The 14,590-nt window shown below is 37.3% G+C and carries 12 protein-coding genes; 5 read left to right on the top strand and 7 right to left on the bottom strand.

Features of this window, described 5'->3' with window-relative positions; all coding sequences use genetic code 11:
• Positions 1-20: 20 nt before the first annotated feature.
• The 5 genes from JEP71_RS01575 to JEP71_RS01555 all read left to right on the top strand — a co-directional run bounded on the left by JEP71_RS01575 (position 21) and on the right by JEP71_RS01555 (position 4,633).
• Positions 21-458, top strand: a complete 438-nt coding sequence (locus tag JEP71_RS01575; RefSeq protein WP_102086692.1) for a tripartite tricarboxylate transporter TctB family protein — start codon at positions 21-23, stop codon at positions 456-458.
• A 15-nt stretch (positions 459-473) separates the two neighbouring features.
• Complete coding sequence (locus JEP71_RS01570) at positions 474-1,964, top strand: tripartite tricarboxylate transporter permease (protein ID WP_198625644.1); 1,491 nt, start codon at positions 474-476, stop codon at positions 1,962-1,964.
• 135 nt (positions 1,965-2,099) lie between these two features.
• Positions 2,100-3,095: a dihydroxyacetone kinase subunit DhaK gene (locus JEP71_RS01565; protein ID WP_198625643.1), complete on the top strand. Its 996-nt coding sequence runs from the start codon at positions 2,100-2,102 to the stop codon at positions 3,093-3,095.
• A gap of 2 nt (positions 3,096-3,097) precedes the next feature.
• Positions 3,098-3,703 (top strand): dihydroxyacetone kinase subunit L, encoded by a 606-nt coding sequence (locus JEP71_RS01560; protein WP_232797450.1) that lies wholly within the window; start codon positions 3,098-3,100, stop codon positions 3,701-3,703.
• Between the two features lie 18 nt (positions 3,704-3,721).
• Positions 3,722-4,633 (top strand): dihydrodipicolinate synthase family protein, encoded by a 912-nt coding sequence (locus tag JEP71_RS01555; RefSeq protein ID WP_198625642.1) that lies wholly within the window; start codon positions 3,722-3,724, stop codon positions 4,631-4,633.
• Positions 4,634-4,743: 110 nt separating this feature from the next.
• On the opposite strand, the gene JEP71_RS01550 is transcribed toward JEP71_RS01555, so the two are convergent.
• The 7 genes from JEP71_RS01550 to glgX all read right to left on the bottom strand — a co-directional run bounded on the left by JEP71_RS01550 (position 4,744) and on the right by glgX (position 14,590).
• The gene (locus JEP71_RS01550; protein WP_198625641.1) at positions 4,744-5,712 is read right to left on the bottom strand and encodes a threo-3-hydroxy-L-aspartate ammonia-lyase; all 969 of its coding nucleotides are present in this window, start codon (positions 5,710-5,712) and stop codon (positions 4,744-4,746) included.
• A 4-nt stretch (positions 5,713-5,716) separates the two neighbouring features.
• A complete protein-coding gene (locus tag JEP71_RS01545; RefSeq protein ID WP_102086697.1) occupies positions 5,717-6,106 on the bottom strand; it encodes a RidA family protein in 390 nt (129 codons plus the stop codon).
• Positions 6,107-6,190: 84 nt separating this feature from the next.
• Positions 6,191-6,937 (bottom strand): hypothetical protein, encoded by a 747-nt coding sequence (locus JEP71_RS01540; protein ID WP_198625640.1) that lies wholly within the window; start codon positions 6,935-6,937, stop codon positions 6,191-6,193.
• Positions 6,938-7,223: 286 nt separating this feature from the next.
• The gene (gene glgP, locus JEP71_RS01535) at positions 7,224-9,674 is read right to left on the bottom strand and encodes a glycogen/starch/alpha-glucan family phosphorylase (RefSeq protein WP_198625639.1); all 2,451 of its coding nucleotides are present in this window, start codon (positions 9,672-9,674) and stop codon (positions 7,224-7,226) included.
• Positions 9,675-9,719: 45 nt separating this feature from the next.
• Positions 9,720-11,153 carry a glycogen synthase GlgA gene (gene glgA / locus JEP71_RS01530; protein WP_198625638.1) on the bottom strand — a complete coding sequence of 478 codons (1,434 nt, stop codon included), beginning with the start codon at positions 11,151-11,153 and terminating at the stop codon, positions 9,720-9,722.
• Positions 11,150-12,499, bottom strand: a complete 1,350-nt coding sequence (gene glgC / locus JEP71_RS01525; protein WP_198625637.1) for a glucose-1-phosphate adenylyltransferase — start codon at positions 12,497-12,499, stop codon at positions 11,150-11,152. Before glgC ends, glgA begins: the two co-directional genes overlap by 4 nt.
• 21 nt (positions 12,500-12,520) lie before the next feature.
• A complete protein-coding gene (gene glgX / locus JEP71_RS01520; protein ID WP_198625636.1) occupies positions 12,521-14,590 on the bottom strand; it encodes a glycogen debranching protein GlgX in 2,070 nt (689 codons plus the stop codon).

The following is a 14,590-nucleotide window of genomic DNA, read 5'->3' as shown; positions in this document are numbered from 1 at the left end:
GCTGAACAACAGCCGTTTTTATGCCTATGCTAAATCGTCATATTCTATCGCTAATATTTTGCTGCTTTGGTTTATTTCTTATTGTTTATAGTGCGTATTCATTAGGTGATTTTAGTGAATATGGCGCCGCATTTATGCCTTCTATTATTGGCGGTGGCATGATTATATTTTCATTAATAGATATATTTTCACGCAATCAAGAAAGTGATATTCCATTAGTTTCATGGCATGAAATAAAATTTGTTTTATTAATTATTGGAATTATTCTTTTTTATGTTTTTGTATCAGATTATCTAGGTTTTATTTTAACAGGATTAATTATTACCGCCCCGTTAATGATAAAGTATGCAACAACAAAACCTATATACAGTTTTATTATTTCAGCCAGTGTGGTGTTAGGTGTGTATTACTTATTTACCGCTGTACTGTTAGTACCGCTACCTCAGCTATTTTCATAAATAGAGAACAACAGTATGGATATATTAATTAGCGCACTTGCTTATATTGATTACACAACAATACTTGTCGTTATTGGTGCTTGTTTATTTGGCTTATTTGTTGGTGCAATTCCTGGATTAACATCAACAATGGCTATCGCATTAATGGTGCCATTTACTTTTTTTCTTGATCCCATTCTTGCATTAGCCTTAATGATTTCTGTTGGCGCGTCTTCTATATTTGCAGGTGATATTCCTGGTGCTTTATTAAATATTCCGGGTACACCTGCATCAGCGGCTTATACCAATGATGCACACAGCTTAGTTAAAGAAGGTAAAACCAACCGTGTATTAGGTATGTCGTTAACAAGCTCTGTGATTGGTGGCGTTATTGGTACAATTATATTGGCGTCAACAGCGCCAGTTTTAGCTGAGTTTGCTTTAAAATTTAGTTCTTATGAATATATGTGGCTGTCTTTAATTGGGCTTAGCTGTGCAACTATTGTTTCAGGTTCACATATTAGAAAAAGCTTATTAGCACTGTTCTTTGGTATTGCATTATCCACCATTGGTTATGATGAATTTACAGGGCAAGCACGCTTTACTTTCGGTGAAGTCTCTTTAATGCAAGGTGTAAGTTTTATTCCAGCAATGATAGGATTATTTGCAATTTCCGGTGCAATTAAATATTACGTTGAGCGTTGGAAAGAAAAGCAAATCACGCTAAGTGAAGTGAATGCTGAAAATAATTCTTACAATATTTTTAAAGGGATTGGTGGTGTTGTTCGCCAGCGTAAAGGCGGCATTTTCCGTAGCGGAATAATAGGAACATTAATTGGTGCTTTACCCGGTGCGGGTGCCGATATTGCGGCATGGATCTCTTATGCCGTTTCAAAGAAACTCTCTAAAAACCCAGAAAAATATGGTCATGGTTCTGAAGAAGGTATTGTTGATGCTTCAGCAAGTAATAATGCAAGTTTAGCGGGAAGTTGGATCCCATCTTTAGTATTTGGAATTCCGGGCGATTCTGCTGCTGCAATTATTATCGGTGTCTTGTATATGAAAGATATGCAACCAGGACCAACACTATTTTTATTCAACCCAGATAAATTGTATGCTGTCTTTATTATTTTCTTTATTGCTAATTTAATTTTATTACCGATTGCTTTTATTGTTGTCAATTTATTGAAGAAAATCGTTGCTATTGATAATGCAATTATTTATCCAGCAATTATCTTATTTAGTCTCGTAGGCTCTTACGCAATTACTAATACGATGTCTTCTATTGTTGTTATGTTAGTAATGGGTGTTATCGGCTATTTCCTTCAAGAACGAAAATTCCCAATATCACCCATTATTTTGGGCATGATTTTAGGGGCAATGTTAGAAAAGAATTTACTTTCATCATTAATGAAGTCAGATGGTGATTTTATTAATTTTGTTAATAGACCTATTTCGATGATATTAGCCAGTGTGTTTTTATTCATTGTTATTATGCAAATTAGAGGTGCGTTTAAAGCTAAATAAAGCCTCGTTTATTTATAAACAATTATTTAAATAAAGATGCTTTTTAAGTATCAGGGAAAACTCATCTTAAATAAATGAAATGATTTTTTTAAGATGATAAAAATCAGCAGATAAATAAAAATATCGGGTGATCACATGAAAAAAATATTAAATAAGCCAGAAAATTATGTCGATGAAACATTAGCAGGCTTATGCCTTGCTCATGGTGATATTTATCGTCAACCACAGCCAAGATTGATTACTCGTTCGAAAAAAGCCAATAAGCCCAAAGTGGGTATTGTAACGGGGGGCGGGTCGGGTCACTTACCTGTATTTACAGGATATGTCGGTGAGGGCTTATTAGATGCAGCCGCCGTAGGCGATGTTTTTGCTTCACCTTCAGCCGATTTAATGGCAGATGCCATTCGTGAAGCAAACAGTGGCTTAGGTGTATTGTTACTTTATGGCAATTATGGTGGCGATATCATGAATTTTGATATGGCGACCGAAACTGTCGATTTTGAAGATGATATTCGTTGTACAACCGTTTTAGCTACTGACGATGTGGCTTCAGCAAAACCAGAAGAAGCGCACAAACGCCGTGGTGTTGCTGGAATGATCTATGGTTTTAAAATGGCGGGCGCCAAAGCCGAAGAAGGTGCAACACTTGATGAAGTCACGCGTGTTGCTCAAAAAACCATGGAAAATACTCGAACCATTGGTTGTGCGCTGACATCTTGCACCTTACCCGCAGTAGGACATCCTACTTTTGAAATTGGTGACGATGAAATGGAAATGGGGATGGGTATTCACGGTGAACCGGGAATTTGGCGTGATAAATTACGCAACGCAGATGATATTGCACAAGAGATGTTTGATCGCTTACAGACAGAATTATCATTAAAAACAGGAGATAAAGTCTCTGTATTAGTTAACTCTTTAGGCGCAACACCATTAGAAGAGCTTTATATTCTGTACAACAAAATTGCACAGCTGATTGATAAAACAGGTGCAACAATTGTGCATCCGTTAGTTGGACGTTATGCCACATCCATGGAAATGACCGGTGCAAGTTTAACATTATGCAAATTGGATGATGAGCTAGAAGCCTTGATGAATGCACCGGCTCATTGTGCATTCTGGAGGGTATAGCGATGAATATTACGCTTGATATGCTCAAACAAGCGGTGATCCGTATCGCTATTGCTTGCGAGCAATCTCAATCAATGCTGTGTGAAGCAGATAGTCGTCTAGGTGATGGGGATTTAGGGATCACCATGCAAAAAGGCTGGCGACAAATTGCAGATGACTCACAAGATTGGCCTGATGATTTAAGCAAAGCGCTTTTTCAATGCAGCAAATCATTACAAAAAGCCTGTGCTTCTTCTTTTGGTACATTGCAAGCAACCGCTTTTATGGCAATGGCCAAATACTGCAAAGAAAACCAACTTCAAGAAATATCGTCCTCCGACATTTCATCGCTATTAACTATTGCATACCAAAGCATGATGGCAAGGGGAAAAGGGGAGTTAGGGCAAAAATCCGTACTCGATATTCTTTACCATTTATCTGAAGCGCTAAAACCAACTTTAGCTATCGATAATTTAAAAGCAGCAGCCTTACAAAGCGTCGATAGTACGCTTAATGAATTTCGCCAAAAACCTAATTTATTAGGTCGAGCCCGTATGTTCCCAGAAAAATCTATTGGTTTAGATGATCCGGGTATGTTGGCAATTAAAGTTATTGTTGAAGCAATCTGATTTAATAAAGGTCTTTATATGAAAAAATTATTTGGCGTTACAGTGGCAATGGTTACTCCGTTTGATTCGAACGATCAAGTAGATATTAAAGCGTTATCTGCATTAACTGAAATGCTAGTAACCAAGGGCGTTGATTGCCTTTATCCTTGTGGCACAACGGGTGAGATGTTGCGTTTATCTGCATTAGAACGTAAAAATGTTGCGAAAACCGTTGTTGAAACAGCGAATAAGCGTTTACCTGTCTTTATTCATGTTGGTGCAATGACATTAACTGAAACCATTGAATTAGCCAAACACGCAGTTGAAATTGGTGCCGATGGTATTGGTGTGGTGACGCCACAATTTTTTGGTGTGACAGACAGAGAATTAGAAAACTATTTTGTGACAGTGGCAAATAGTGTGCCGGATAATTTCCCTGTTTATCTGTATAACATTCCGCAATGTGCGGCAAATAATATAAAACCTGAATTAGCGACAAAAGTACAACAACAGTGTAAAAATGTAATTGGTATTAAATACAGTTTTGCTGATAACAATACAACATTAAGCTACCTTGATGTAGCCGATAATTTTTCCGTCCTTCATGGCTACGATAAATTATTCCTAGGTTTATTAGATGCGGGCTGTGATGGTACGGTTTCTGGTTGTGCTTGCGTATTCCCTGAGCCTTTTGTGAATATGTATAAAGCTTATATCGCAGGTAATTACCAAGAAGCGAAACAGTGGCAACAATTTTGTGTGAAATTTAGTGATGCACTTAAGTCTGGCGCGAATATGGCAATATTTAAATCGGCATTAACCATGCGTGGTTTAGAAGGTGGTCATATGCGTTTGCCACAACTCGATTTATTGCCTGAAGAAAATCAACAATTAAAAGAAAATCTGACTCAATTATGTAAAAAAGCAGGTATCACTTTTTCACTTAATTAAAATTTGTTAAACAAACGCCCCCGTTATTTTAGTTGATTGGTTGTATGTTGGTGTTTTTAAGCAGTATAGGTTTTTCTATACTGCTTTTTTTCATATTAGAACATGCAAGTTTATTGCGCTAAAAATAGACCATATTGCGCGATATCGACATTGCCACCGCTGATAATAATACCAATTTTTTTTCCTTTTAACTTATCTCCAAATTGACGAGCAGCCGCTAAACTTAAACAGCCAGTTGGCTCTACAATTATTTTCATTCGCTGAGCGTAAAACTGCATAGCCAAAATTAATTCTTCATCTGTTGCCGTTAAAATATCGTTCACATGGTTACGAATAATCTCAAAAGTATAATTGCCTAAGTGCTGAGTTTGCGCACCGTCTGCAATTGTTTTCGGTGTATCAATATGAATGATTTCGTCTTTGCGTAATGATTGTTGTCCGTCATTTCCGGCTAAAGGCTCCACGCCAAATATTTTACAATCTGGTGAGAGAGCTTTGGTTGATAATAAAGAGCCAGAAAGTAAGCCACCACCACCTAATGGAACAAATAGCATATCTAATGCACCCACTTCATCAAACAGCTCTTTTGCCGCAGTACCTTGTCCAGCAATAATATGAGGATGATCGTAAGGTGGAATTAATGTTAGGCCTTCCTTTTGTGCCAGTTGTTGCCCAATTTCTTCACGATCTTCTGTATAACGGTTATAGGTGATCACGCGACCACGATAGCCTTTTGTGGCTTCCATTTTTGCCTTTGGTGCATCTTCAGGCATGATAATTGTTGCAGGAATACCTAATAGCTTTGCCGATAAAGCTATAGCTTGTGCATGGTTGCCTGATGAGAAAGTCACGACACCATTTTTACGTTGTTCTGCGGTAAATTGAGATAACGCATTCATCGCACCACGAAATTTAAATGCACCCATTCGCTGAAAGTTTTCACATTTAAAATAAAATTGCGCCCCTGTTAGCTCATTAATAGTGCGAGAGGTTAAAACCGGTGTTTTATTAAGATATGGCAGAATGCGTTGATGAGCTTCAGTAACATCTTTATAAGTGGGAGCAAGTAACTTATTCATAAGATTATTCCTTAATAACAACAGCTTCAATTTCAATTTTACTCCCAAAATGTAGCTCTTTTATACCCGCCACTAATCTTGCTGGTCTATGCTCGCCAATCCATTTTGCATATAACTCATTAACGATAGGCCATTCATTAATATCTGTCACATAGACTTTAACTTGAGCAATATCGGTTTTCTTTGCATTTATTCCGATAAGGCAAGCTTGTAAATTTTCAAGGACTTGTGTGATTTGTACTTCAACAGGTTTGTCTGCTAAAGGTTTACCTTGTTTATCTAAGGGTAATAACCCTGAAATAAACGACATATTGTTTGCAGTCACGACATGAGAGTAATGCCCACCAGGTAAAGAGAGTGCTTCAATATTTTGTTGGATAAGATGTGAGGTCATTGTGTTTTCCTATTTCACTTAAGTTAGATAAAATGTACATCTGCTTATACATAATGTCTATCATTAGATCAATAGTTTACTTTTTTATAAAAAAATAAGAGTACGCGTAGAATAAGGAGAAGCTAATTTATCTTCAGGAGTAACTAAATTTCGTTCAGCGATTTCTTTCACTGCATCTTTTATTTTAGAAAAATCAACTTTATTTTCTGATAAAATATTGTAAATATATTCAGCTATTAAACAATAAGTTTCATATTTTGAATGTGAATCATTAGCAATTCCTAATTCATCTATTGCTTTTACAACTTCAGGGATATCTTGTAAATGTTGGATTATCGTGCTTTGAGCCGCATTATTATCTAAATCTAGATTAAATTTTTTAGAAATTAAAAAAAATAAAATTTTTTTAGTCTCTTTGTTCATAATAAATTTTTCATCATGATATAGATTGTCAATTTCTCGATTAATTCTTGAAGAAGGAAAAATTTTTATTTCATTTTCCCACCAGTCTGAAATATATCCATCTATTTTTCCATAAGCTTTATTTAATAATTTTATTGATTTTTCTCTGTTTTCGGTATTAATTTTGTAAGAGGATATTTTGGTGGGTGTATAAAGTTTTAGTATTTTTGATAGTAATTCACGACTAATTTCTGCAATATTTACACTAACCTTTTTTCCATTACAACCACAAGATATGTCTTTTAAAGGGGTGTTTTTAATATCTTTAATATTATTAAAAAGTTTCGTATAACCTTTTAAATTATAGTCATTAAAAAAAGCTCCTGTATTTTTCTTTTTAATTACAAAGCTATTGGAAATATTTTTCATAAAAACTCCTTTTGTCATTAAAGGAAATTTTGACAGAATAAATGATAAAATCTTTCATAAATAAAACAAATAAATCTAATAAGAAACAGGTAAAAACATATCACTACTTTTTTATAATATTAAGTATAAGGTTTAATAAGAACAACGTGTTATTTTCCACGCTGTATAAATCGCCATTAATGGTGCTAATGCTAAAAATAAAAAGAATTTTGTCTTAAACGATAAAAGCAGTAACCGCGCAATAAAGCGCGGTTACTGTTCTGTCCTTAGAAGTTTAGCTTAGTTTTTACAATGTAATCGCAGAAGCTTTCCAAATTCGTTGCATATATTCTGTTACCGCACGATCCGCAGAAAAATAACCCATTTGGCAGATATTTAACGCAGATTTTCTCAACCAAGCATCTTCATCTTGATAGAGAACATCAACACTATCTTGAGTATCAACATAACTACGATAATCGGCTAATACCTGATAATGATCGCCAAATTCAATTAAGCTATCGAAAATTGATTTGTACTTATCAGGATCCGTTGGGTTAAAGAAACCATTAGCGATTTGATTAAGCACAGTGTGTAACTCAATATCTTCATCGTAATAACGCCGAGGGGAATAACGCTGTCTTAATTCCGCCACTTCTTGTGCATTGTGGCCAAAGATAAACATATTATCGAAACCAACATGTTCGCCAATTTCAATATTCGCGCCATCAAGTGTACCGATGGTTAATGCACCATTTAGAGCAAATTTCATATTTCCTGTACCAGAAGCTTCTGTTCCTGCTAATGATATTTGTTCAGATAAATCTGCCGCAGGGATAATATGTTGCGCTAAACTTACGCCGTAATTAGGAATAAAGATCACTTTTAGTTTATCTTTAATACGCTCGTCATTATTAATCTTACTTGCAATATCGTTGATAAGATTGATAATTTTCTTCGCATTATAATAGGCTGATGCAGCCTTACCGCCAAAAATAAATACGCGAGGTACCCAGTTTTTCTCTGGATTTTCTAAAATGCGATTATAACGAGTGATAATGCCTAACATATTCAGGAGTTGACGTTTATATTCATGAATACGTTTGATTTGTACATCAAACAGTGCATCAGGATTAATATCAATATTTAAATCTTCCTTAATGATCTGAGCAAGATTTTGTTTATTGATACGTTTTGAATCTTTTAATTGGTGCAAGAAATTTTTATCTTTTACCAATGGCATTAATTCACCCAATTGCTCTAAATTAGTTCGCCAGTTTGTACCAATATGGCTATCAATTACTTTAGAGAGAGAAGGGTTTGCTAATGCCAACCAACGACGTGGTGTGATCCCATTGGTAATATTGCAGAATTTCTTAGGATAGATCATCGCAAAATCAGCAAATAAAGATTGCACCATTAGTTGGCTATGAAGTTCAGAAACACCATTAACCTGATGACTAATAATAACCGCTAACCATGCCATACGAACATTACGGCCATTCTCTTCATCAATAATGGAAACACGACGCAATAAATCGTTGTCGTTAGGGAATTGTGCTCTGACTTGTTTCAAGAATTTATCATTGATTTGGAAAATGATTTGTAAATGGCGAGGAAGCGAACGGCCTAGCATGTCAACAGACCAAGTCTCTAATGCTTCACCCATTAAAGTATGGTTGGTGTATGAGAATATATGAATAGTTTGTTCCCATGCCTCATCCCAGCTAAATCCATGATTATCAATCAGCTGACGCATTAACTCAGGAATAGCAAGAACAGGGTGAGTATCATTAAGATGAATTGCAATAAAATCTTTTAAATTATCAAAGCGTTGATGCAGATGATAATGACGTTGCAAAATATCTTGAACAGAAGCACTCACTAAGAAATATTCTTGCTGTAAACGCAACATTTTACCTGACATTGTTGAATCATCAGGATAGAGAATACGAGAGATATTTTCAGAGCGATCTTTTGCTTCTGTTGCTTCTAGATATTCACCTTTATTAAATTTACCTAAGTTAAACGCAACATTTGATTTGGCTGACCACAAACGAATGGTATCTGTCGCTTGGGTGTTATAACCAGGAACAATAGAATCATAAGGTTGTGCCATAACATTAAAGGTATCGACCCAATAATTTTTCTCACCTTCTTGTTGCAAACGTCCGCCAAAATCCACTTCAAATTGCAGATCATGACGAGGGAATTCCCAAGGATTACCTTTTTCAAGCCAGTTATCCGCAACTTCATGTTGTTCGCCATTTTTAATTTGTTGGCGGAACATTCCGTATTCATAACGAATACCATAACCTGTAACGGGATAACCTAGTGTGGCACAAGAATCAAGGAAGCATGCAGCCAATCGACCTAAACCCCCATTACCTAAACCTGGATCGGGCTCGAGTTCGATTTGTTTTTCAAGATCAAGACCTAACTCTTTTAATGCCTCTTTGACTTCGTGATAAACACCTAAAGAGAGCATGGCGTTTGTCAAAAAACGCCCCATGAGAAACTCCATCGAAATGTAATAAACTTGTTTTACTTTCGGTGAAAGCTCTGCTTTGGTCGATTTTAACCAACGCTCTACTAAACGGTCTCTAATAGCGTAAGAGGTTGCATTTAACCAATCTGTTGGTGTTGCATATTTTGGCGACGTACCAACGATAAACATAAGTTTATAAACAATGGAACGCTTTAATGATTCAATATCCTTATCGGGTGATAAATAATCAAATTCACATAAATTTTTCATTATAAATCTCTTTTTGTTATCCACTGGTTCAAATAGACTTCATGTCTATAAATTTTGATACAGTGTCGCATACGTTTTTGCCGCGGTTTCCCAACTAAAAATAGTTTGATTCATGCCATCAGTTTGAGCTTGTTGCCACTGTTTAGGCATACCCCATAAGGTAAAGGCTCGGTTTATAGCTTGACGCAGAGAGTCAGGAGTCGCTTCATAGAAAACAAAACCAGTCGCTTGGTGATGCGCTAAATTTTCTAATGAACAATCATTAACCGTATCGGCTAATCCACCTGTGTGTCTTACTAAAGGTAGGGCTCCATATTTCAAGCCATATAACTGAGTTAACCCACAAGGTTCAAAACGACTAGGCACCATAATCACATCAGCACCTGCGACAACTTGGTGTGAAAAACTCTCGTCATAGCCAATATGTACCGCTACATTTTGCGGATACTGTTGTTGTGCATGTAAAAATGCCGCTTCAAGGTGACTATCGCCAGTACCTAATAAAATAAACTGACCGCCTTGTTCAACGATATCAGGGAGCGTTTCAATCACTAAATCGAGCCCTTTTTGCGAAGTTAAACGACTGACAGCTGCAAAAAGTGGGGCGCTATTGTTAACAGGTAAACCACATTTTTTCTGTAATGCGGTTTTATTTTCTAAACGCTTATTCAGGTTTTTAACATCGTAACGACGCGTAATTAAGCCGTCTGTTGCAGGATCCCAAACGGCCTCATCAATACCATTTAAGATGCCACTTAATCGCTGTTCATAAGCGCGTTGGCGTAATAATCCCTCTAAACCGTAACCAAACTCGTGAGTGGTTATCTCTTTGGCATAAGTGGGGCTGACTGTCGTAATATGGTTAGCATAAAAAAGACCTGCTTTTAGGAATGAAATTTGCCCGTAATATTCCAGCCCATTAATTGAAAAACTGTAATCAGGTAATTCAAGCTGATGCAGATGATAGGGTGAAAACTCGCCTTTATAAGCCAGATTATGAACAGTAAAAACAGATTTTGCGGAGTAATGTTTAACCGCGAGATAAGCACAAGCTAGTCCTGCATGCCAATCATGAGCATGAACAACATCCGCTCGCCATAAAGGATCTAATCCCGCTGATAGCTCACTTGCCACCCAACCTAACAGGGCAAAACGAAAAACATTATCACCATAAGGATGTTGATGTTGATCGTGATAAGGACTACCTGTACGTTGATAAAGATGAGGTGCATCAATAAGATAAATATCAACACCGTGGTATTGTCCGTAAAGCAGAGAAACATTACCTGCAAACGTATCGATATTAGTCACTAATTTGAGAGCGGGAATATTATCTTTGATAGCAGGAAACGCGGGAATAACCACCCGCGCATCTAAGCCTATTTTTTTCTGAGCTAAAGGCAAAGAGCCCATAACATCAGCTAATCCCCCTGTTTTTAGCAGAGGGAATAATTCAGAACAACAGTGAAGGACATTCACGAAAATGCCTCCTCATTTTGAGGTTTTTGTTCTGCACTTGTTTCAGTTGGATTTTCTTTTTCTTTACGTGCTAGTTGCTCAAGCATTTCTCTTGTTACAAGCACGATGCCTTCTTCAGTGCGGTGGAAACGCGCAGCATCTTCTTCTGCATTCATCCCAATCACTGTGCCTTCTGGAATTGTACAGCTGCGTTCAATAATACAGCGTTTTAAGTAGCAATGATGGCTCACCGTCACATCAGGTAAAATCACAGAATCTTCAATATGGCAGAAAGATTCAACACGAACTAATGGGAATAGAATAGATGAATAGAGCGTGGAACCATTGATAATACAGCCGTCAGCAATCAGCGAGTTCATCATTTGTCCATGTTCACCATGATTATCTTGAACAAACTTGGCTGGTGGTAAAGGTGTCATAAAGGTGCGGATTGGCCAATCTTTCGCATACATATCAAGCTCTGGTGTTACAGAGGCTAAGTCGAGGTTAGCTGCCCAATATGCTTCAATAGTACCTACATCGCGCCAGTATGGTGGTACTGAAGGATCTGAGCTGACACAAGAGAGTTCAAATGGGTGGGCAAGAACATCACCACGTTCTGTGATCTTAGGAATGATATCTTGGCCAAAGTCATGATGTGAATTTGGATCGCTGCTATCTTCTTCCAATAAATCAAAGAGATAATCTCTATCTACCACATAAATACCCATACTTGCTAATGAGTGTTCTGGATCATCAGGAATACAAGGTGGGTTTGATGGTTTTTCTAAGAAATTGAGCACTCTACGATTTTCATCGATATCCATAATACCAAATTGGAATGCATCGTCTTTAGGAACACGAATACAAGCTACGGTGAATTTTGATTTGTTTTCAACGTGATCAAGTAATAAACGCGCATAGTTCATTTTATAAATATGGTCGCCAGCTAAAATCACGACATATTTTGCTTTGTAACTACGAAGAATATCGAGGTTTTGATAGATAGCATCAGCTGTACCCATATACCAATGTTCGGTATTACGACGTTGCTGAGCGGGTAATAAATCAACGAACTCATTCATATCTTCGTTAAAGAATGACCAACCACGTTGAATATGTTGAACCAAAGAGTGCGATTGATATTGGGTGATTACACCAATACGACGAATTCCTGAGTTAAGACAGTTTGATAGCGTAAAGTCAATAATTCGAAATTTCCCACCAAAGAAAACCGCCGGTTTTGCACGTTTTGAAGTCAATGCTTTTAAGCGTGTACCACGACCTCCCGCTAAAACGAGTGCAATTGCCTCTTTAGGAAGTTGTTGTGCCAACATTAATTTTTGGCCTTGTTCTGTTGTCATCATAGTTATAGCACTCCAATCAAATTACTTAACTTGGGAGGAAATAATGGGTAATTTTTCAGTAGAAGACTGAGTATAAAAAACGCTATTTCGCCAAAGAGTGATACTGTTAGGTTGTATTTCACAATGCTGAGATTGTGTCGGGTGACAATCAGGCCAGCTAACCGTATCAAGCAAGCAAGACCAAGACCCTTCAGGTAAAGAAAAAACAGCGCTGTTTCTTAATGGGTTAAACATTAAGATCCATTGTTGCGCTAAAAGAAGTTGTAATGGTGAGGGGGGAAGTTGTTGCCATTCTTCATGACTCATAGGTTGAGCATTCTGATTTAACCAAACCACGTTTTGGCTATCTTCTTCCCACCACTTAAGCGAACTTAAAGGTGTAATTTGGTGACGTAATTCAATAAGGTGGCGAATGTAATCAGTTAAATCATAAGGTTGTTGAAACCATTTGATCCAACTGACTTTATTATCCTGACAATAAGCGTTGTTATTACCATATTGCGTATTACCCACTTCATCACCGGCGAGTAAATGAGGTGTTCCTCTAGAAAGCAGTAAGGTTGCAAGCATATTCCGAGTTGCAAGCAATCTGTGTTGACTTATTTTTTCGTTGACTATCAAACCTTCTTCACCAAAATTCACACTGTAATTGGTGTTATGTCCATCTAGGTTTGATTCTCCATTCTCCTCGTTATGCTTATTCTGATAACTCACTAAATCCCGTAGTGTAAAGCCGTCGTGGCTTGTTATCATATTGACGCTAGAATAGGGAGGTCTGCCATTTTTGTGATACAGCTTTGCAGAGCCCGTAATATTGTCTGCAAATGTCGCAATAGCCACATCACGCCATAACCAAAAACGACGAATAACATCGCGATAGCCATCATTCCATTCTGTAAATGGAACAGGGAAATTACCGACTTGATAACCATCAGAGCCTAAGTCCCAAGGCTCTGCGATAAGTTTGATACGTGACAGCAGCGGATCTTGTCGTATCGCTGTCAGTAGTGGTGATTGAGTATCAAAATAAGGAACTCGACCAAGACTTGTCGCTAAATCAAAACGAAAACCATCGATATGAAATTCTGTCACCCAATAACGCAGGCAATCCATAACCCACTGCACTGTTTCAGGGCGACTTAAATTTAGAGTATTGCCACAGCCAGTCCAATTTTGTGCTTTATTTTCGTCGTTTAGCCAATAATAGCTTTGATTATCAATACCGCGCTGCGAAACAATATAACCTTCATATTGATCACTTAATTCTGCTGTGTGGTTGAATACCACATCTAAAATCACTTCAATATTGGCTTTGTGTAAACACCTTACTGCTTCTCGGAATTCATCCATAATATTCCGACCTGTGTTGGAATAATATTGTGTCGATAAAGCAAAGGGCGCTAATACGTTATAACCCCAATAATTTTTTAATCCGATTTTATGAAGATGTGGCTCTGTTAAATGGTATTGAACGGGTAACAGTTCTAATGCTGTAATACCTAATTTTTGCAAATGCGTAATAAAGGCAGGATGCCCTAATGCTGCATAAGTGCCCGCAATTTTCTCGGGTATTTCAGGATGAAGCTTTGTCAGCCCTTTTACATGTCCTTCGTAAATAATGGTTTCTGACCACGGCGTATTTAAACGCTGATACGTGCCTTTTTCTTTATAAGAATGGCAAAAACAACCACTATCATCTGTGATAACTGCTTTAGGTGTAATCGCACTATCATCATGCTCTAATGCATTAAAAACAGGGGAGGTGTAAGGCAATGTATTATCAACAATACCTGTCACCTGTTTTGCATAGGGATCTAATAATAGTTGCTGAGGTTGATAGAACAATCCTTGCTCTGGGTTCCATTCGCCTTCTACACGATAACCATAATGTAAACCTGGCCCTGCACCAGGCAAATATCCATGCCAAATTGCGCCCGTTTTACCTGGTAATGGGTAGCGGATCTCTTTGCCTGCTTTATCAAACAGGCAAAGAATGACTTTAGTGGCATTTTCACTAAAGAGTGTAAAGTTTACTCCATAGCCATCATAATGACTGCCCATAGGAAAAGGGCGACCATAATCTAAAGACAT

The sequence above is a fragment of the Proteus sp. PR00224 genome, from assembly GCF_016238105.1.
Lineage (GTDB): Bacteria > Pseudomonadota > Gammaproteobacteria > Enterobacterales > Enterobacteriaceae > Proteus.
This window is presented reverse-complemented; position numbering and strand designations above follow the sequence as displayed.

Coding starts and splice junctions, on each gene's coding strand:
- JEP71_RS01575 (WP_102086692.1), top strand. CDS start 21: ATGCCTATGCTAAATCGTCATATTCTATCGCTAATATTTTGCTGCTTT.
- JEP71_RS01570 (WP_198625644.1), top strand. CDS start 474: ATGGATATATTAATTAGCGCACTTGCTTATATTGATTACACAACAATA.
- JEP71_RS01565 (WP_198625643.1), top strand. CDS start 2,100: ATGAAAAAAATATTAAATAAGCCAGAAAATTATGTCGATGAAACATTA.
- JEP71_RS01560 (WP_232797450.1), top strand. CDS start 3,098: ATGAATATTACGCTTGATATGCTCAAACAAGCGGTGATCCGTATCGCT.
- JEP71_RS01555 (WP_198625642.1), top strand. CDS start 3,722: ATGAAAAAATTATTTGGCGTTACAGTGGCAATGGTTACTCCGTTTGAT.
- JEP71_RS01550 (WP_198625641.1), bottom strand. CDS start 5,712: ATGAATAAGTTACTTGCTCCCACTTATAAAGATGTTACTGAAGCTCAT.
- JEP71_RS01545 (WP_102086697.1), bottom strand. CDS start 6,106: ATGACCTCACATCTTATCCAACAAAATATTGAAGCACTCTCTTTACCT.
- JEP71_RS01540 (WP_198625640.1), bottom strand. CDS start 6,937: ATGAAAAATATTTCCAATAGCTTTGTAATTAAAAAGAAAAATACAGGA.
- glgP (WP_198625639.1), bottom strand. CDS start 9,674: ATGAAAAATTTATGTGAATTTGATTATTTATCACCCGATAAGGATATT.
- glgC (WP_198625637.1), bottom strand. CDS start 12,499: ATGATGACAACAGAACAAGGCCAAAAATTAATGTTGGCACAACAACTT.
- glgX (WP_198625636.1), bottom strand. CDS start 14,590: ATGTCTTTAGATTATGGTCGCCCTTTTCCTATGGGCAGTCATTATGAT.